This window comes from Amycolatopsis sp. NPDC051071, assembly GCF_040682875.1.
Classification (GTDB): Bacteria; Actinomycetota; Actinomycetes; order Mycobacteriales; family Pseudonocardiaceae; genus Amycolatopsis.
This window is the reverse complement of sequence record NZ_JBFBBY010000040.1, coordinates 1-18483: the sequence shown is the minus strand read 5'-3', so window position 1 is coordinate 18483 and position 18483 is coordinate 1. Positions and strand designations below refer to the sequence as shown.

General features: G+C 66.9%; 17 protein-coding genes. 13 read left to right on the top strand and 4 right to left on the bottom strand.

The genetic code is table 11. The features are described from left to right. Positions 1-27: 27 nt before the first annotated feature. The 7 genes from AB0M65_RS15810 (at position 28) to AB0M65_RS15780 (ending at position 8176) form a co-directional block, all read left to right on the top strand. Complete coding sequence (locus AB0M65_RS15810; RefSeq protein ID WP_364027539.1) at positions 28-1182, top strand: FAD-dependent oxidoreductase; 1155 nt, start codon at positions 28-30, stop codon at positions 1180-1182. Between the two features lie 96 nt (positions 1183-1278). Next, positions 1279-2031 (top strand): methyltransferase, encoded by a 753-nt coding sequence (locus tag AB0M65_RS15805; protein WP_364027536.1) that lies wholly within the window; start codon positions 1279-1281, stop codon positions 2029-2031. Positions 2032-2066: 35 nt separating this feature from the next. Beyond that, positions 2067-4040, top strand: a complete 1974-nt coding sequence (locus AB0M65_RS15800) for a KedN5 family methylcobalamin-dependent radical SAM C-methyltransferase (RefSeq protein ID WP_364027533.1) — start codon at positions 2067-2069, stop codon at positions 4038-4040. Further along, positions 4037-5083 carry a polyprenyl synthetase family protein gene (locus AB0M65_RS15795; RefSeq protein ID WP_364027530.1) on the top strand — a complete coding sequence of 349 codons (1047 nt, stop codon included), beginning with the start codon at positions 4037-4039 and terminating at the stop codon, positions 5081-5083. Before AB0M65_RS15800 ends, AB0M65_RS15795 begins: the two co-directional genes overlap by 4 nt. Before the next feature lie 130 nt (positions 5084-5213). Then, positions 5214-6320 (top strand): cytochrome P450, encoded by a 1107-nt coding sequence (locus tag AB0M65_RS15790; protein WP_364027527.1) that lies wholly within the window; start codon positions 5214-5216, stop codon positions 6318-6320. 33 nt (positions 6321-6353) lie between these two features. Continuing rightward, positions 6354-7373 carry a methyltransferase gene (locus AB0M65_RS15785; protein WP_364027524.1) on the top strand — a complete coding sequence of 340 codons (1020 nt, stop codon included), beginning with the start codon at positions 6354-6356 and terminating at the stop codon, positions 7371-7373. A 407-nt stretch (positions 7374-7780) separates the two neighbouring features. Then, complete coding sequence (locus tag AB0M65_RS15780; RefSeq protein ID WP_364027521.1) at positions 7781-8176, top strand: beta/gamma crystallin domain-containing protein; 396 nt, start codon at positions 7781-7783, stop codon at positions 8174-8176. 331 nt (positions 8177-8507) lie between these two features. Here AB0M65_RS15780 and AB0M65_RS15775 read toward each other — a convergent pair whose 3' ends face one another. From AB0M65_RS15775 to AB0M65_RS15765, 3 genes are all read right to left on the bottom strand, one after another. Next, positions 8508-9128 carry a response regulator transcription factor gene (locus AB0M65_RS15775; protein WP_364027518.1) on the bottom strand — a complete coding sequence of 207 codons (621 nt, stop codon included), beginning with the start codon at positions 9126-9128 and terminating at the stop codon, positions 8508-8510. A 405-nt stretch (positions 9129-9533) separates the two neighbouring features. Then, positions 9534-10925, bottom strand: coding sequence for an amino acid permease (locus AB0M65_RS15770; RefSeq protein WP_364027515.1), 1392 nt, complete (start codon positions 10923-10925; stop codon positions 9534-9536). Between the two features lie 58 nt (positions 10926-10983). Beyond that, positions 10984-11403 (bottom strand): helix-turn-helix domain-containing protein, encoded by a 420-nt coding sequence (locus tag AB0M65_RS15765; RefSeq protein WP_364027512.1) that lies wholly within the window; start codon positions 11401-11403, stop codon positions 10984-10986. Between the two features lie 28 nt (positions 11404-11431). On the opposite strand from AB0M65_RS15765, the gene AB0M65_RS15760 reads away from it, so the two are divergent. The 3 genes from AB0M65_RS15760 to AB0M65_RS15750 all read left to right on the top strand — a co-directional run bounded on the left by AB0M65_RS15760 (position 11432) and on the right by AB0M65_RS15750 (position 13126). Next, the gene (locus tag AB0M65_RS15760) at positions 11432-12013 is read left to right on the top strand and encodes a hypothetical protein (protein ID WP_364027509.1); all 582 of its coding nucleotides are present in this window, start codon (positions 11432-11434) and stop codon (positions 12011-12013) included. A gap of 84 nt (positions 12014-12097) precedes the next feature. Then, positions 12098-12742, top strand: a complete 645-nt coding sequence (locus tag AB0M65_RS15755) for a TetR/AcrR family transcriptional regulator (RefSeq protein WP_364027507.1) — start codon at positions 12098-12100, stop codon at positions 12740-12742. A 3-nt stretch (positions 12743-12745) separates the two neighbouring features. After that, positions 12746-13126 carry a hypothetical protein gene (locus AB0M65_RS15750; RefSeq protein ID WP_364027504.1) on the top strand — a complete coding sequence of 127 codons (381 nt, stop codon included), beginning with the start codon at positions 12746-12748 and terminating at the stop codon, positions 13124-13126. 61 nt (positions 13127-13187) lie between these two features. Here the strand turns inward: AB0M65_RS15750 and AB0M65_RS15745 are convergent, their stop codons facing one another. Then, a complete protein-coding gene (locus AB0M65_RS15745; RefSeq protein WP_364027501.1) occupies positions 13188-13691 on the bottom strand; it encodes a TetR/AcrR family transcriptional regulator in 504 nt (167 codons plus the stop codon). Between the two features lie 154 nt (positions 13692-13845). Between AB0M65_RS15745 and AB0M65_RS15740 the strand changes: the two genes are divergently transcribed. From AB0M65_RS15740 to AB0M65_RS15730, 3 genes are all read left to right on the top strand, one after another. Further along, positions 13846-14763, top strand: coding sequence for an NmrA/HSCARG family protein (locus AB0M65_RS15740; RefSeq protein WP_364027499.1), 918 nt, complete (start codon positions 13846-13848; stop codon positions 14761-14763). A gap of 27 nt (positions 14764-14790) precedes the next feature. Then, the gene (locus AB0M65_RS15735; protein ID WP_364027497.1) at positions 14791-15672 is read left to right on the top strand and encodes an AraC family transcriptional regulator; all 882 of its coding nucleotides are present in this window, start codon (positions 14791-14793) and stop codon (positions 15670-15672) included. A 191-nt stretch (positions 15673-15863) separates the two neighbouring features. Beyond that, positions 15864-18044 (top strand): RICIN domain-containing protein, encoded by a 2181-nt coding sequence (locus AB0M65_RS15730; protein ID WP_364027495.1) that lies wholly within the window; start codon positions 15864-15866, stop codon positions 18042-18044. Positions 18045-18483: the final 439 nt, after the last annotated feature.

Here is an 18483-nt window from a genome sequence, read left to right as displayed (position 1 = left end):
GAAGGGAGAATTCCGATGGTTCGTTCCGTGAATGTGATTGGCGCCGGAATAGCGGGGCTGGCCACCGCGGTGGCACTGGCGGACAGGGGCTGGGCCGTGCGTGTCTTCGAGCGCGGCCCGGAGCTGCGTGCCACCGGTGGCGGCATCGGCATCACCCCCAACGGGATGCTCGCGCTCGACGCGATCGGCGTCGGCGACGCGGTGCGGGCCCGTGCCGTGGTCCAGTCCGAGGGCGGGGTGCGGGTCCCCGGTGGCCGGTGGATCGCGCGCAGCGGTCTGCGTTTCGTGGAAGAGCGGTACGGCGAGCCGATTCGCGCGTTGCCCCGGCTGGATCTGGTCAAGGCACTCGCGGACGCCCTGCCACCCGGCGCCGTCCAGTTCGGGGCGTGCGTCGAGCCTGCCGGTGCGGGTGACGCGCGTACCCCGGCCACGATCCGGGTGGACGGCACCGAACTGGAGTCGGACGTGGTGGTCGCCGCCGATGGCATCCGTTCGGCGGCCCGGCGCGCCCTGCACCCCTGGCACCCCGGGCTGCACCACACCGGATCGGTGAGCTGGCGTTGCGTGGTGCCTGCTGACGGGCTGACCGTGGCGGCGGCGGAGACCTGGGGCCAGGGCCTGCGGTTCTCGATCCTGCCGCTGCCCGGCGGCCGTGTGCACTTCTCCGCGCTGGCAAGGATGACCGGCCGCCGCCGGGTGGTGGGCGCCGAGGGCGGCCCGGCACCGCTCTTCGGGGGCTGGCACGACCCGATCCCGCACCTGCTGGAACGCTCGGCGCGCGAGGTGCTGTTCTTCGACCGGATCGAGGAACTGGTGTGTCCGGTGGACTGCTTCTTCACCGGCCGCGTGGTCTTGGCAGGCGACGCGGCGCACCCGATGACACCCAACGTGGGTTCGGCGAATCTCGCGTTGGAGGACGCTGTCGAACTCGCATACGTCCTTGGTCCGGCCCGGTCGTGGGACGGACTGCGTGCCGGTCTCACCGCCTACGACGCGAGCAGGCGGCCGCGCACGTCCCGGCTGAGCCGGATGTCGCGCTGGATGGGGCGGTTCGCCGAGCTGTCCTCACCGGTGGCGATCGCGGCCCGTAACAGCGGCGTATGGCTCGGTGGGTTCTTGCCGGAGGCGGTTTCCCGGCGCTCGATGGACGCCATGGTCCGGTGGGTGCCGCCTGCCGGCTGACCGGTCAGCGTTCGCGCCCGGAATATTGCGCCTTTTCCGCGGGGCTGTTTGAATCGCCGTGCCGGTCGGAAAAGTCCGATGCGAAGACGGGACAGTATGGAAACGCGAGAGTTCGAGCTGCTCATCGGCCAGAACATCATCGACAAGTATCATTCGGACTCGAGCAGGCCGGATGTATTCGAATTGGTCGGCCTGGAATGGGATCTGCTCGATGACGTGTGGCCGCCGTCCTATTCCCCGGGTGGTGAGCTGTTCGCCGATATGATTCCGTTCGCGAGCATGTCCTCCTTTCTGGAGATGGGCTGCGGAACCGGGGTCATGTCGGTGCTCGCGGCGCGAGCGGGTGTCGAGCGGGTGATCGGTCTGGACATCAACCCGGCGGCTGTGCGGAATACCGAGATGAACGCCGAACGGCATGGTGTCGCCGACCGCGTCATCGCCAGGGAAAGCAACTTGTATTCGGCGATCGGGCCGGGCGAGCAATTCGATGGGATCTACTGGAATCCCCCGTTCTTGAACGCGCCGGATGACCGGGTGGACACCTCGATCTGGCACGAGACGATGTTCGACCCGGAGTACGCCAAGATACGCCGCTTCCTCGCCGAAGGTCGCGGGCTGCTGACCGCGCGGGGCCGGGCCTACCTGTGGTTCGGTGAGGCACTGGGCAACCCGACGCTGATCAGCGACCTCGCCGAGGAGACCGGCTACGAACTCGACGTCCTCAAGAAGATCGAGATGTCGGAGATCCCCGATGCGCTGACCGACGCGTTCCCCGCGGACCTGGTCGGCGGAGACGGCGAACAGTACGCGGCATGGCACTTGCACTTGCTGGAGCTGAGCCCCCGGTAACCGCCGAACATGGACCAGCACAAGGGGAATCACCAATGAGGGATCGGCCGCTTCGGGTCTGGCTGGTGCAGCAGGGCGTCTGGGCGATGTCGCTCGAATCGATGCCGCTGGCCTCCGGCTATTTGAAGGCGACCGCGCTGCGGGACGAGCGCATCGCGGCCGCCATGGAGATCGAGATCCGCAACTTCGACGGCGGCGCCACGTTGTTCGGTATGGCCAACGAGTTGTTCGCCACCGGCGCGCCGGACGTGCTGGCGTTCTCCGTGCTCGGCTGGAACTATCAGGAGTTCGCCGCGCTGACGGAGACGTTCAAGCAGATCAACCCGGACGGCTGGGCGGTATTCGGTGGCAACCACGTCTCCCAGCAGGCCGGGCGCGTGTTCCGGATGCATCCCTCGGTGGATGTCGTGGTCAACGGCGAGGGCGAGTTCACTTTCCGGGATTTGCTGCTGGCCCGCCTTGATCAGGAATCGGTGCGGTCACTGCACGGCATCGACGGCATCTCGTTCCAGGACGAGGCGGGCGAGGTGGTGACCACAAAGGACCGGCCGAGGATCGAGAACCTCGACGAGATCCCGTCGCCGTTCCTCACCGGCGCGATCCCCTTGACAGACAAGGAGGGCAGGTTCCCCTACGACGTCGCGCTGCTGGAGACCAACCGCGGCTGTCCGTACAAATGCTCCTTCTGTTACTGGGGCGGTTATGTGGGCCAGCAGGTACGCGCGTTCTCCCGTGAGCGGTTGCGCCGGGAGATCGAACTCTTCGCTCAGCACAAGGTGCACACGCTGGTGTTGTGCGACGCGAACTTCGGGATGATGCCGCTCGACCTCGAGTTCGTCGAGGACGTCATCGCGACGCGGGAGAAGTATGGCTATCCCCGGAGCATCGAGGCTTCCTGGGCGAAGAACAAGTCCGCGACGTTCTACAAGATCGTCAAGGTGATGAAGGACGCGGGCTTGCACAGCTCGTTCACCCTCGCGCTGCAGACCCTCGACGACGACACGCTGGACCTGATGGCTCGGCGCAATATGAAGGTCAACGACTGGGAGAGCCTGGCGGAATGGCTCGGCAAAGAAGGACTCGACTGTTACGCCGAGCTGATCTGGGGTGCTCCCGGCGAGACGGTCGAGACCTTCATGAAGGGTTACGACCGGCTGGCCACCCACGTATCGCGGGTCGCGGTGTATCCGATGCTGATCTTGCCGAACACCACCTACCATACCGATCGCGAGCGGTTCGGGCTGGTGACCGTACGCGGCAACACCGACGACTTCGAGTACCTGCTTTCGCACGACACGATGTCGCCGCGGGACAACCAGTACATGCACCGGTTCATCTTCGTGTCGCGGCTGATCGCCGAGAACCCGGTTTTCCGCTATCTCTGGGGCCCGATGCGCACCCTTGGCGGGATCACCCAGTCCGACCTGATCCGGTCACTGATGGACTTCTTCGAGAACGATCCGCAGCCGAGCACGGAACCGTTCCGCGCCGGAATGGTCAACTCGTTCACCGACGCGGATGTGCTGGCTCCCGTGATGACCCGGCTTTACGGCAGCGACGAGGCCAAGGACATGCTGCGTCGCTGGTGGCACGAGTCGGTGATGCCGCTCGTGCCAGGGAACGCACGGTCTATTGTGGACACCGTCTTCGAGTTCGACCTGCTCACCCTGCCCGCTTACACCATTCCGGGCCACGGCCCCTCAACCCGTTATGCCAACGAGACGCTGCCCGAAGTCCAGATCGACGGCGACGGCTATTACGTGTGGCGTGACATCTGGAACGGCTTCGACGTGCCGGCGTTCACGCTGGCGTTGCTCCGTGAGGAGCCCTACGGACAGCTGCTCACCGAGACGGTCAGCTCCGTCTATTACAAGGTCGGCGCCGACCGTTTCCTCCCATCCACCAATCACGAGGAAATCATTTACTACATGGGCAGGCTCGAAACACAGCTGGTACGGCCGCGACGCGGACAGCCGGCCGGTCGTGCCCAGCAGGGAGGGAAACCATGACTGGTTATGTGACGGTGGACGCGACGGCGAGCGGCGCGGAATCGCCTCACTGGTCACCGGACGCGGGCACGCCCGCCGTGCTGGTCGAAAGGATCAGTGACCGGCTGGCGAAGCGCTGGCAGGCCGAGACAAGTCTGCTTGGCGAGATGTGCGTACACGCGCTCGTGCCGTCCGGCAAGCTTTTCCGGCCGATCCTGCTGCTGGAATCGGCGCTGGCCGTCGGCGGTGACGCCGAAGTCGTCCTGCCCGCGGCGATCGGCGCGGAATGCGGGCATGTGGCGAGCCTGGTGCACGACGACATCATCGACAACGACGACCTGCGCCGCGGCCGTCCTTCAGTGCAGTACAAGTTCGGTGCGGACAACGCGATCGTCGCCGGGGACGCGCTGATCTTCGACCTGTTCGCCGGGCTGGCCGAATGCCGCGGCACGGGCGCTCGTGCCGACCGGATCGTGGCGGCACTCGACGTGGTCGCCCGGTGCGGTATCGACCTGTGCCGCGGCCAGAGCCTCGAGGCGGAACTGTGTGAACGGATGGACTTCGATCTCGACACCTACCTGACCGTGGTGAAACTGAAGACGGCCACGCTGTTCAAGAGCGCGTGCGAGTGCGGTGCGCTGCTGGCCGGTGGGGACGAGACGATGGTGCGGACGTTGGGCGCCTATGCCGAGAACCTGGGGTGCGCCTTCCAGATCCACGACGATCTGATGTCCTACACGCGGGAAACCGGCGTGATGGGCAAACCCGATACCAGCGACATCCGCAACGGCCGGTTGACGTTGCCGGTGATCCTGGCCTATCAGGCTTCCACGCCTGGCGACCGCGCGGTCATCACGGAAATGCTCGTCGGCGACGGGGATCCGGCCATCAGACGGGACATGCTCGTGACCCTTTTGGACCGTACCGGCGCACTGGCCGCCGCCAGTGGCCTGGCCAGGGAGTATTCGGAGAACGCCATCACCACGTTGAACGGGCTGCCGGTCACCGCCAGCCGCGGCCGGTTGTGCGGCTTCGCACAGGCGGCCATCGACCGAGACCGGTGAACTCGTGGCCACGCACTCCTCGCCGGGAGAAGTCACGAGCCAGGCGCCTGACCTGCCGACAGGGCCCTTCTCCCAGCCGGACGTCCTCGACCTCTCCCCTGCGGTGCGGGAGATGCAGAACAGGTGCCCGGTGTCCCGGTTCAGAACCATGGTCGGTGACGAGGCGTGGATGGTCACCCGCTTCGACGAGGCGAAGCGGCTCTTCACCGACTCGCGGCTGACTCGGTCCCACCCTGATCCAGAGAAGGCCGCGAAGGTCACCAACTCCGCCCTTGTCGATGGTTCGGACTGGGAGTACGAGGACTATCAGTCCGAATTGCACAACGAGGCCGCGATGCGAGTGCTGTTGTCGAAGTCCTTCTCGGCCAAGCGCATGGCCGCGCTGAAGCCATGGATCGAAGGACTGACGGACGAGCTGTTGACGGCGATGGCCGAGCACGGACCGCCGGTGGATCTGATCGAAGCACTGGCGGGTCCGCTGCCGACACTGGTCATCTTCGAATTGCTCGGCGTGCCGCGAGCCGAGCGCGAGCGATTCAGGAAATGGTCGGTGCGGGGTGCCGACGCGGCTGACGCGCGGGGTTCCCGCGCGGCGATGGAAAACCTCTTCGCTGGAATGGGGGAGTTGCTGGAACGCAAGCGAACCGAACCGGCGCAGGACGTGCTGTCGGATCTCGCCGCGGCGTGTACGTCCGGTGCGCTGACGATGTTCGAGGCGAGCACGATGGCGAGCGGCCTGTTGTTCGCCGGGAACGGGACCACGGTCGACGTCATCCAGTGGGGCGCCCTGCACCTTCTGACCAACCCGGATCAACGCGAGGCCCTGCGACGGGATCCCTCGCTGCTCGAGTCCGCCGTCGAAGAGATACTCCGCCGCCGGATGACCGGTGGGGACACGCTCGCGCACTACGCCGGCGCGGATATCGAGATCGGTGACGTGACCATCCGGACCGGGGACGCCGTAGTGATCAACTTCGTCGGGGCCAACCACGACCCCCGCGTGTTCTCCCGGCCGGACCGGTTCGACATCACCCGGAAACCCAACCCGCACCTGGCTTTCGGGTACGGCAGGCATCTGTGCGTCGGCCGGAGCCTGGCCCGCGGCGAGCTGCGGGCGGTGTTCGGCAAGCTCTTCGAGAGGTTCCCGACGTTGCGCCTCGCGATACCCGTGAACCAGTTGCGGCCGCATGACAACCCGATTGTCGGCGGTCTGTGTGAGCTGCCGGTGGCGTGGTGACCCATGCCCTGGCCTGTTCGAGAGGTACGGAAGATGACGCACCAGGATACGGCCAAGGTGTTGGACATGGTGTTCGGTTTCGTCCCGGCACAGATCGTGCGCACCATGGCGACCCTCGACCTGGCCGACCGGCTCGCCGTGGGACCGGTCTCACTGGAAGAACTGGTGAAGCTGACCGACTGCCACGAGCCGTCGCTGCGGCGCTTGCTCCGTGGCGCCGTCTTCGTGGGACTACTGGTCAGGAACGAGGAGGGCGCTTACGCGCTCACCCCGGCCGGACAGGTGCTACGCGCGGACGCACCGGGCTCGGTGAAGTATCTGGCCATGCAGTTGACCGGTGAGCCGACGTGGAGTGCCTGCGGGAGCATCGAGCACACCGTGCGCACCGGTCAACCGGCTGTGCAGCACGTCTTCGGCCAGTCGGGTTATGGGTGGATGACGGACGATCCGGCCAGTCAGGCGCAGTTCTACCAGAGTTGTACGGAGGTGGCGCGGCAGGATGTGTCGGGGCTTGTCGGGGCGTTGGATCTGGCGGGTGTCCAGGACATCGTGGACGTAGGCGGCGGCAACGGTGTTCTGATGGCCGGACTGCTGTCCGGCAACCCCGGGCTCAGCGGCACCATCTTCGATCAGACGGCGGGCCTGGAGAACACTCAGGCCACATTGAAGGAGGCCGGGGTAGCCGATCGTTGCACGCTGATCGCCGGAGACTTCCTCGCCGATCCGCTGCCTTCCGGGCGCGGTGCTTACGTGGTCAAGAGCGTGCTCTGCGACTGGGGCGACGACGACGTCCTGCGTATTTTGCGCGCCTGTCGTCAGGCGATGTGCGCTGACAGCACGTTGTTCGTGATCGACATGGTCCTTCCGGAGGGAGACACCACGCCCGATCCAGTGGCCCTGATGAGCGACTTGTGCACGCTCGCCTGCGGCGGTGCCATCCGCACCGAGAACGAGTTCGGCGCCTTGTTCGCCGCGGCCGGGCTGCGACTGGTGGAGATCAGCGGAGGGAAGCCCGGAAATCCTACGAACATCCTGCGTGCCGTCAAGAGCTGAGCCTCGCCGCGAGTGCCCGGATCCGGTAGTTCAACCCGCCCGGATAACCCACCAGGTGTACGGCGAGCAGGATCGCTTCCGTATCGTCGGCGCAGCAGCCCCGCGCCCCCGACCCACCGGGGCAGTTCCGCGAAGTCGCCACCACCGCGAGCGGACTCTTCAGAGGGCCCCGACACCGCACTTACGTGCTCAAGCACGCGACTTACGCCTTCAAGCACGCGAGTTACGTCTTTAAGCACGCGAGTTACGTGCTCAAGCACGCGAGTCACGCCTTCGCTCTGGCCGCAGCCAACAAGCGTCCTTTGTGGATGGTCCAGGAGCACCGGGACACTGGCGAGTCCGCTCCCGCCGCCGAATCCGCCACGCCACCTTTGCCTTACCCTCACTAAACCCGCAGGTGTGGTGCGGTGGAATCGGCGGGAAGATCGCGATCGACGTGGTCGGCGTGGAACAACGCTTGGGCCAGCAGGAGGCTTGCGGTCGTCGGCGCGTCCGCACTCGGTTTGCTCGTCGCCGTTCCGGCGAGCCCCGCCTTCGCCATCGGTGAGGTCGCTTGCGGCAACCGGGACGACTTCGTGAAGCTGGACATCTCGTTCGGCAATGGGATGGGCACCAGCAAGTGCTTCGCCAACTCCGGCGTCACGGGCACGAACATCGGCAGCGTCTACAACGTCTTCTCGGGCAACAACAAGGCGACGATCAACTGGGAACAAAACGGCCGCTACCACACGACGACCCTCGGATACTGTCAGGGTGTCGGCTTCTCCGGGACCGTCCGGGTGTACGAAGTGCGCATCTGGTGAAGTCGTGAGTGTTTTGGGTCGTTAGGCGAACCCGCTCTTGAGCACTTACGCGGCATCTGTGGTGTTGCTCGCGTGAAGTACATGAAGGCCCCCTTCCTTGCGCCTAGGTACAGGAAGGGGGCCTTCATGTACTGGGGAAGGTGTGAAGGTCGAGTTTTTTCGGCTGAGCCGAGGGAAGGGGTCCTTCACGCGCCGCCGTGGTGACTGGTGGTGCTCAAGGAGTCCTTCAAGGAGTCTGAGGAGTCCTAAGGACCGGCCGCTACCCGGCTCACCGCCGTAGGTACCTAAAACACCCTTCGTTAGAACGACGCAAAACACTCACGACTCGCGGTCAGATGACTCCAGCCCGCATCGCGTAGGCCACCGCGTGCGAGCGGTTCCGCAGCCCCAGGCGATCGGTGATGGCGTAGACGATGTTCTTCACCGTCCGTTCCGAATAGGACAGTTCGGTCGCGATCTCGCGGGTGTCGAGCCCCTCGGCCATCATGCGCAGGACCTCGACCTCCCTGGGGGAAAGGCCGGCCCTGGGCAGCCCGCCCGGTCCGAGCTCCTCCCGGCAGAGCCGCTCGGTATGTTCGATCAGCTTGCCGAGCAGGTTCGAGGGCAGGTTCGCCCCGCCGGCCGCGGCGATCCGGACGGTTTCGGAAAGCCGGATGTCGGTCACCGCCGCACGCGGCAGGATGGCGACCACCCGGCACTCCACCGCGACCGCCAGTTCGCTCACCTGGAGCCGGTCGGTCACCACCACGATTGGTTTGCCCAGGTCGGCGGCGGCTTCGCGTAGCATGGAAACCGCGTCGGCGGAAAGCCGTTCGAAGACCACGACGACCACATCGGGATTGTCGGGGGGACGTCCGTCGACGACCTTCATCGCCTGTTCTTCCAGACAGGTCACCATTCCGGCCTTGGTCACGGGGTCGAGAGCGCGGACGCTCACCCGGACTGTCTCCATGTCGTTCTCCAGCACCGGTTCCAGGACGCGATCTAGACGAGGCGGGCGCGCATCGCGCAGGCCGCGGCGTGGGGCCGGAGACCGGTCGCGATTCCGTTCAGGGTGAGGGGATCGGTGGCGTGGGCCTGGTATGTCGATTTCGCTGTCAACGATGTCTCCGTGATGCCGGTGGCGGCCGTCGTGACGCGGGTGATGCCGCGTCCGGGGAAGGAGGGCGTTGTCAGGCTACGTCGACCGGAAGGCGGGCCGGTAATGGCCGGAAACACACCAACATGGCGCGTTCCGCTCTTTTCCGCCGAAACCGCTGGTCGCGGTCAGAGGCTGAAAAGGTTGTTGCCCGTTCGGCCAGACAAGGGCAAACGATCGGGCAAGAAGTGCGCCATCTTCTGGTGTCGCGAAAGTCGCTCACGCCAGCCGGGACCGGCGGATACCGTAGCTGAAGTAGATCGCCACACCGAGTGCCATCCAGCCACCGAACACGGCCCAGGTGGCGACGTCGAGGCTGAGCATCATGTAGCCGCAGCACAGAACCCCGAGGATGGGCGTGACAGGGGAGAACGGCACGCGGAACGAGCGCGGTGCCTCCGGTTGCCGTCGCCGCAGCAGCAGGACGGCGATGTTCACCAGGCCGAAGGCGAAGAGGGTGCCGATGCTGGTGGCGTCGGCCAGCTTCCCGAGCGGGATGAACGCGGCCAGCGCCGCGACGAAGCCGGAGACCACCATGGTGTTGATCCGCGGGGTGCCGGTTTTGGGATCCACTTTGGACAGCGAGGCCGGTACCAGTCCGTCGCGGGACATCGAGAACAGGATCCGTGTCTGTCCGTAAAGGACGGTAAGCACGACGCTGGAGATCGCCACGATCGCGCCGACGGCGAGGAGCGCGGCCCACAGCGGGTTGCCGGACACGGCACCGAGTACATGCGAGAGCGCGGCTTCCTGGCCATCGAACTGCTGCCACGGCAGTGCGCCGACCGCGGCCACGGCGACGAGGCAGTACAGGACGGTGACGATGGCGAGCGAGAGCAGGATCGCGCGCGGCAGGTCCCGCTGCGGGTTCTTCGCCTCCTCGCCCGCCGTCGACGCCGCGTCGAAGCCGATGTAGGAGAAGAAGAGTTTGGCGCCACCCGCACTCAAACCGGCCAGGCCGAGCGGCAGGAACGGCGTGAAGTTCGCCGCCCGCACGGCGGTGAACGCGATCGCGCAGAACAGCACCAGGGTGCCGATCTTGATCACGACCATGATCGTGTTCGCTCGCGCGCTCTCCTTCGCGCCGGACAACAGGAGGAACATGGCGAGCAGCACGACGGCGATGGCCGGGACGTTGACGATCCCGCCCGAACCCGGCGGCTGGCTCAGCGCGTCCGGGATGGCGAACCCGAAAACGAGCCGCAGCAGTTCGTTGAGGTACTGCCCCCACCCGACGGCCACCGACGCCACCGAGACGCCGTATTCGAGGACCAGGCACCAGCCGCACACCCAGGCGACCAGTTCGCCGAGTGTGGCGTAGGTATAGGAATAGGACGAACCAGACAGCGGGATCATGCCGGCGAGTTCGGCGTAGGAGAGTGCCGAGAACAACGCGGTGATACCGGCGAGCACGAACGACAATACGACCGCGGGACCCGCCACGGGCACCGCTTCGCCGAGTACGACGAAGATCCCGCTGCCCAGGGTCGCGCCGATGCTGAGCGTGGTCAGCTGGCCGAGGCCGAGGGAGCGCTTCAACGTGCCCTGATCACTTTCGGCGATCAGGTCGGCGACCGGTTTCCGTCGTGTCGTCGCGGCTCGCAAAGTCATGCCGAAGACCGTATCTGCCGCCTTCAGCGCCCAGAACAGGTGTTCATCGCGGCCCGGATCAGGACGACAGGACGGCGGGTGCGATCGCGGTGGCGCAGCTCATCGCCGCGTCCGGTCCTGCCCCGCTGTGCGTGAGCTGAAGATGGGCCTCGCCCCAGATCCTGACTCCTTCGACGACGGGCAGCACGGTGGTCCCGTAGGGCGTGAGCCGGTAGATGACACGTGCCGGGACCGGTCCAGTCTCCACGCGTTCGACGAGTCCGTCGGCCTCCAGCTCACGCAGCTGTTCGGCCAGCACCTTGGGCGTGATCGGCGTACCCCGGCGGCGAAGGCCGGCGAAGTGGGACTCCCCGTGGGCGAGCCAGTAGATCAGGGTCAGCTTCCATTTCCCGCCGATCGCGGCGAACGCCGCGGCCATCGGGCAACCGGGCAGCGGGTTGGGGCGCGAGGGGTTACCTGCAGGTGCCTTCTTGTCCATGGCCGGGCTCCGCTCGGATAGTCGGACCATGACCGTGCCATACAGACGAATACTGATCGCAAGCATTTCGGCCCTGTTCCTGATCGCGACGGCGGCATCCGGTGACGCTTCGACACGTCTCGCGTCGTCGGCGGTCGCCGATGGCCAACGGGACTTCGACTGGGAAGCCGGAACCTGGCGTTCCTCGGTGCGGGTCCTCGCCGAGCCGCTCTCGGAAACCGCGGACCAGTGGCTTCAGTTCTCGGGCACCAGTACCGTGCGGCCGCTACTGGACCGGCGGGCGAACATCCTCGAGTTCGAGGTCTCGGGGCCGAACGGCCGCATCGACGCCCTCAACATGCGGCTGTACGAACCGCGGGCGCAGCGGTGGAGCCTGACCTTCATCAACATCCGCGACGGCCTGCTCAGCCCGGCCGTGTACGGCGGTTTCCAGAACGGGGTGGGCAAGTTCTACGGCGACGACCAGCTCGGCGGCCGTCCGATCAAGGTGCGCTTTTTCATCCTCCGCCCGAGCGCGGACGAGGCGCGGTTCGAGCAGGCGTTCTCGGCCGACGGCGGGACGACGTGGGAGACGAACTGGACGGCGGTGGATCGCCGCATCCGCCGATGAGTCCTCGCGGCAGGGCCGAGCCTCCACAAGGTCCTGCCGCGAACTTTAAAACCGATCGGTCGCGTTTATAGTATGGTCGGCCGGGTGACGAACGAAGAGCGGCTGGACGGCCGCCGGATGCGTGGGCAGCGCACGAGGGAAGCGGTGCTCGACGCCGCGGTGGCGCTGGCCTCGGTGCACGGCCTGCACGGATTGTCGTTCGGGCTGCTCGCCGAACATCTCGGCACCAGCAAATCCGGGCTGTTCGCCCACTGGAAGGACAAGGAGCAGCTGCAACTCGACACGATCGACCGGGCCCGCGAACAGTGGACCCGCGAGGTCATGGCGCCGGCGTCGCACGCGCCTGCCGGTGTGCGCCGGGTGTTCGCGCTCCACGAGGCGAGGCTGCGGTTCTACGCGGACGGTGTCCTGCCCGGTGGTTGCTTCTTCCTGGCCGCGCAGACCGAATTCGACGACAGGCCCGGTCCGGTTCGCACCAAAACCGCGGAATCCCTCGAGGTCTGGCTGCGGTTCATCCGCTCACTGATCGCAGAGGCGATCTCCCTCGGAGAACTCGCCGACCAGGTCGGCGCCGGTCAGCTCGCCTACGAAATCGACGCCCTCGGCGAATCCGCGGTGATCCATTCCCGGCTGTCCGACCGGGAGACGGCCTTCACCTACGCGCGCCACGCCGTCCTCGACCGGCTGCGTGCCCGCGCGACCGATCCCACCCTGCTCCCGGAGGCGTGAACCATGCTCAAAACCACCTGGAAACCCGGCCCGGCCGAGGCGCGCGGGAGTGTGCTCGTCAGCGTCACGGACTTCGCGTCGGACCGGCGGCTCGACCTGCCCGGCATCTATCGCGCGGGCCGCCGCCTCGCGGCACTTTGGCCGGACCTCGACGGCGCCGTCGGGCACTGGCTCTGGGTGGACATCCGGGGAAGCCGGTCCGGGTCGGTCTCCCTGTGGCGGGACGCGGGAGCCATGCGGGCTTTCATCGGCCTGCCCGTCCACGTCGACATCATGCGCACGTACCGAAAGCGGGGCACGATCCGGGCCACCACCTGGACCGCGGACGATCCCGAACTGTCCGCCGTGTGGCGAGAGGCGGTGGACTTCCTTCGGGTGCGCTGATTCTCCCGGGGGGCGGTCCAGGGTCGTGAGTGGCACAGCGCGCTCTGACCCTCTTTATCACTCACGACGGGCTGAGTCCCGCGACGGCGAGCCGGAACAACCGATCGGCCCGTGCCGCCGGGTCGGCGTGGTGTTCCGTGGCCAGTACAACGCCGACGGCCAGCGTGATCAGGTCCGCGACGGTGACGTCGCCTGCCACCGCGCCGTCTCGCGCGGCCCGGTTCAGCAGAGGTTCGCCCGCTTCTTCCAGTGTGGCCGAGCAACTGTTTTCGTAGACGGACTCCGTGCTGTCATAGGCCAGTGCGACCGCCAGCCCGCGGGCGGTGACGCAGTAGGCGACGACGTCGGTCAGCCAGTCCAGCAGTGCCTTCCGGCTGTCCTGCTCGCCGGTCAGTGCGTGGGCGCGGGCGGCCAGCGCCTCGATTTGCTTCCGGGAGACGGCTTCCAGTAGTGCGCGGCGGGTGGGGAAGTGCCGTCGCACGGTCGCCGAGCCCACGCCGGCGGTGCGCGCGATCTGCTCCAGTGAGGCCCCCGCGCCTTGGGTCGCGACCTCTTCCTCGGCCACGGCGAGGATGTGGGCGTAGTTGCGCCGCGCGTCCGCACGTTGCTGCTCGATGGCTTCACCTCCGGGGTTTGCTAAGTGGCGGGCCCCGCCGTATCGTAGCGGAGACTAAGTGGCGGGCCCCGCCACTTAGTCTCGCGGTTCACGGAGGAGTGCCATGTCCCCAGTTCTCGTCACCGGTGCCACCGGCAGGCAGGGTGGTGCCACCACCCGCGCCCTGCTCGCGGCGGGCGTTCCCGTCCGCGCCCTGGTGCGTGATCCGGACACCGATCGCGCCCGAGCCGTCGAGGCACTCGGCGCCGAGCTGGTCACCGGTGATCTGCGTGACCGCGATTCCGTGACCAGCGCCGCCGAGGGCGTCCGCGCCGTTTTCTCCGTCCAGATGCCCGCCTTGACAGCGGAAGGATTCGACTTCGCCGGAGAAGTGACTCAGGGCGTCAACCTCGTCGAAGCCGCGAAAGCCGCCGGAGTCACGCAGTTCGTGCACACTTCCGTCACCGGCGCCGGGCAGCATACGGAAATCCCCGGCTGGGCCGAAGGCCGCTGGGCGTTGATGGAAGCTCCTTTCGGCGCCAAAAGCGCGATCCAGGACGCGGTCCGCGCGGCGGGTTTCCCGCGGTGGACGTTGCTGAAGCCGGGGTTCTTCATGGAGAACTTCCTGCCCTCCATGGGATTCCTGTTCCCGCGCGGCGTCGAGGGTGGTCTGGTGAGCGTCCTGAAGCCGGAGACCCGGCTGTCGCTGGTCGCGGTGGAGGACATCGGCCGCGCGGCCGCGGCGGCCATCGTCGCACCGGAGCGGTTCGACCGGGTCGAACTGGAACTCGCGAGCGACTACCTGTCGATGACGGAGATCGCCGAGGTCCTCTCGCAGGCTTTGGACACGCCGTTGTCCGCGCCGGAACTGACCGAAAGGGAGGCTTTCGCCGCCGGGATGCCGCCGATGGGCGCCACCCACGAGTTCATGAACGTGGCAGGTCAGCCGGGTCGCCCGGAGTACGCGAGGCAACTCGGCATCCCGCTCACCGACTTCGGCACCTGGGCGCGGGAGCACCTGCCCGCCGAAGGGGCCCGCTGAGGCGGGACCGGGCACACTGGGCGGACCATGGCTTACCGGACCTGGATGCGGTACTTCACGCCGTCCGCCCTTCACCGGCGGCTGGGCTTGGTCTGTCTGGGGGTGGGGCTGCAGCACGGGATCCTGCCCGTCGTGGGGCCCCGCGTCCTCGATCACTACGTCGCCGTCGTGGTGTCGAAGGGGCGCGGATGGTTCGCCGTCGCGGGCGGGGAACGGCAGGAGATCGTCGCGCCGGCTCTGCTGTGGCTGGTTCCCGGCGTCGGGCATCATTACGCACCCGATCAGGCGCAGGGCTGGGAAGAGTGCTTCGTCGACTTCGACGGCGGCGCGGTAGAAGCCTATGTGGAGCTCGGCTACGTCACGCCCGGCTCGCCGGTGGTGCCGTTGGGCGACGTGACGGTCGTACGCGACATCGTGAGCCGGATCGTGCGCTGCGCGCGAGGTGGCAGCCCGTTGGCGCAAGTCGACGCGTCGGCGGCGGTGCACCATTTGCTGGTGGCGTTGCGCCGTTCCCGTGCCGACAGCACGCCCAGTGGCGGCTCGCTGCTGGACGCGCTGGCACGCGACGCGCTGCTGCCGATCAGCGTCGCGGAGATCGCGGCCCGGCGCGGCATGACCCTGCCCGAACTGCGTGCCGCGGTGCGCCGCAGCACCGAGTCGGGACTGAAAGAGCATTTGCTGACTCTTCGTCTCAACCGCGCGAAGGAACTCCTGGCCACCACGCGGATGCCGGTCCACGGCGTGGCGCAGGCCGTCGGCTACGAGGACGCCGCCTACTTCAGCCGCCTCTTCACCCGCCGGGTGGGCCTCACGCCCGGCCGCTTCCGTGAGTCCCGCGTCCAAGCCGTCCCGGGCGGCTGGAGTTCCCGGATCCCCGCTCCCGACGACCCGCCCCTCGTGCCGGAGTGACGTTGGACTTCCGCACGGCCGCGCTTGGACTTTCCGTACGCCGGGATCCGGCACGCACGGCCGCTACCTTGCAATAAGTGCATGAACAACGCTCGAAGTTGAGCGGACACGTTGACTTACGTGCAGTTACGTTCATAGCATCGGCGACCGCCCCGCCAACCTGTGGTGCGGGTCACCTTTGGGAGAGAGTCATGCGGACCCTGCCTCTTCTCGGCGCCGCGTTGCTGGCCACGGCGGCGACCCTGGTGGTACCGGCGTCGTCCGGCGCCGCGCCACCGGACGCGACGTATACCGTCACCGTCGACGCGAAGAAGTCCTTCAGCCCGACCACCGACACCCCCGCCAGTTCCTACCTCGACAAGGACGGCACTTTCTACTTTCAGCAGGCGGCCGCGCTCTACGGCGCAGACCAGCCGCGCGAGTGGGAGTTCTACAGCGGACGCGACTTCGACAGTTTCACCAAGAATCCGATCAGCGACGCGGTGAACCCGGCCAATCCCGCCGACCGCAATAACGACACGACGTGGCGCTGCAACAACAGCCCCACCGGCAAGGAGTCCACTGACCCGCCTGCCGGATCGGGCTATTCGCAGCGCAACTTCTGCGATCTCGTCGGCGTCTGGGTGGATCCGGACACCGGGGACTGGTATGGCCTGATCCACAACGAGTTCACGCCGGAACCGTTCGGCGCCTACTCATTCTCCCACTACGACGCGATCGACTGGGCCGTCTCGAAGGACCAGGGCCGGACCTGGGCCATCAAGGACCACGCGATCACCTCGCACCACAGCACGAAACGCGGCGACACGTCGGCCTTCCCCAATCAGACCTTCGACTACGGTGACGGCGATCCGCGCCTGTTCGTGGACACGGCGTCCGGCTATTTCTATGTCTACTACGGTTCACGCATCGTGCCGAAGGCGGGCGCGGGCGGCCCGATGACGGGACTGGCGCATGTCGCCCGCGCGCCGATCTCGGGCAAAATGGCGACAGGCTCTTGGCAGAAATGGTTCAACGGCGGCTGGAGCGAGGCAGGCGTCGGCGGCCGTGAAAGCAACATGGTGCCCGTGTCGAAGGCCGGGGACACCGGCTACACGCCCGTCGCGGACGATTACGACCCCGCCAACACCGGCAACGTCAGCCAGCAGATCGCGGCGGGTCAACTGCCGCGTAAATCCGACCTGTTCGTCATGAACATCGCCTACAACGCCCACCTCGGGCTCTACATCGGCGCACCGGAAGCCGTCGACAGTGTTGTACCGCAACGTTACTACGCGACCGACGACCTGACGACGCAAAAGTGGCGGCTGATCGGCGACACCGGCGGCTACACCAACCAGTCCTGGTACCGCTGGTTCGTCGACGCCGCGAACAAGACGAACTCCACCATCATCGGCAAACAGTTCCGGTCCTATTGTGCGGTGGCGTGCTCGAACGACGCGGGTGGGGAGTACACCACCCAGACCATCACCTCGTCCGCGCCCGCACCGTCCCCTGTGGACACTTCACGCAAGTACCGCATTGGCCTCGGCGACGGCCGCGTACTCGCGCAAGGAACCGGAAACGCGACGACATCGGTCGCGGCGACAACCGGATCCGACCGCGAAGCGTGGCAGTTCTCGTCCAACGGTGACGGCTCGTACCGGATCGCCAACGCCGCCACGGGTCAGTCACTCGGCGTCGACGCTGTCCAGGCGGGCCGGGCGTGGGGTGCGAAACCCACGGTGACCGCCGCGGCCACCGTCGGGCAGCAATGGTTCGTCATTCCCGGCAAGAACGGCACTTTCCGGTTGGTCAACCGCTACAGCGGGCTCGTGCTCGGGCTTTCCGGTGCCGCCTCGCGCCAGGCCGAGACCACGCCACCGCGGTCGTGGACCGACACCAGCGGCAGCACCGTCGGCGGCGGCCGGACCGCGGCCGAGCAGACGCTGAAGTTCACCGACGCCGGCGCGGGCACCCTCGACGGGGTCCATACCCTCACCGCGTCCGGCAAGAACCTCGACGATCCGGACTCGTCCACCACCGCCGGTACCCCGCTGGTCACCTGGGCGCCAAACCAGGGCGGCAACCAGAAATGGCTGTTCGCCCGGCAAACCGACGGTTCGTACACCCTGACCAACGCGCATTCGAAGCTGTGCGCCGACGTCGAGGGCGGCTCCACCGCCGCGGGCGCGCGGGTCGTCCAGTGGACATGCACCGGCGGAACCAACCAGCGCTGGACGGCGGCGAAACAGGCCGACGGCACCTACAAGCTCGCCAGTGTCCGATCCGGGCTTTCGCTGACGACCACGTCCACTTCGGACGGTGCGGCCGTCACGCAGCGGCCGGACACCGGTTCCGCGCTCCAGCGGTGGGCGATCAACGCGGGGTAGGCCGGGTGCGGTGGTCGTGAGTGTTGGGTTCTCTTGAGGGATAAGGCGAAGGTGGCGCCTTCGGACTGGGTGGTGGCTGGTTGGTGCGTACCGCACTCGCGTGCTTAAAGCCCGCACACGCGAGTTCGGCCTCCAGGCACGCGAGTTCCGTCCTTGAGCACGCGAGTTACGCCTCTGAGCACGCGAGTTACGTCCCTGAGCACGCGAGTTACGTGTTCAAGCACGCGAGTCACGCCTTCGCCCTGGCCACCAACCCAGCGAACAGGCTGGTCACGGCGAGCCCAGGCACTACGCCGCATTTGACCTGCCCCTCTATATCCCGAATCGCCACTCGCGACCCCGCTGCACGCGACGACGGCCTTTCAGTGCCGGGTGGCGGTGAGTACCTGGTGCGGGGGTCGTGAGTGTTTTGGGTCGTTCTAGCGACCCAAAACACTCA

Coding starts and splice junctions, on each gene's coding strand:
- AB0M65_RS15805 (WP_364027536.1), top strand. CDS start 1,279: ATGGAAACGCGAGAGTTCGAGCTGCTCATCGGCCAGAACATCATCGAC.
- AB0M65_RS15800 (WP_364027533.1), top strand. CDS start 2,067: ATGAGGGATCGGCCGCTTCGGGTCTGGCTGGTGCAGCAGGGCGTCTGG.
- AB0M65_RS15795 (WP_364027530.1), top strand. CDS start 4,037: ATGACTGGTTATGTGACGGTGGACGCGACGGCGAGCGGCGCGGAATCG.
- AB0M65_RS15785 (WP_364027524.1), top strand. CDS start 6,354: ATGACGCACCAGGATACGGCCAAGGTGTTGGACATGGTGTTCGGTTTC.
- AB0M65_RS15775 (WP_364027518.1), bottom strand. CDS start 9,128: ATGGAGACAGTCCGGGTGAGCGTCCGCGCTCTCGACCCCGTGACCAAG.
- AB0M65_RS15770 (WP_364027515.1), bottom strand. CDS start 10,925: ATGACTTTGCGAGCCGCGACGACACGACGGAAACCGGTCGCCGACCTG.
- AB0M65_RS15765 (WP_364027512.1), bottom strand. CDS start 11,403: ATGGACAAGAAGGCACCTGCAGGTAACCCCTCGCGCCCCAACCCGCTG.
- AB0M65_RS15760 (WP_364027509.1), top strand. CDS start 11,432: ATGACCGTGCCATACAGACGAATACTGATCGCAAGCATTTCGGCCCTG.
- AB0M65_RS15750 (WP_364027504.1), top strand. CDS start 12,746: ATGCTCAAAACCACCTGGAAACCCGGCCCGGCCGAGGCGCGCGGGAGT.
- AB0M65_RS15740 (WP_364027499.1), top strand. CDS start 13,846: ATGTCCCCAGTTCTCGTCACCGGTGCCACCGGCAGGCAGGGTGGTGCC.
- AB0M65_RS15735 (WP_364027497.1), top strand. CDS start 14,791: ATGGCTTACCGGACCTGGATGCGGTACTTCACGCCGTCCGCCCTTCAC.
- AB0M65_RS15730 (WP_364027495.1), top strand. CDS start 15,864: ATGCGGACCCTGCCTCTTCTCGGCGCCGCGTTGCTGGCCACGGCGGCG.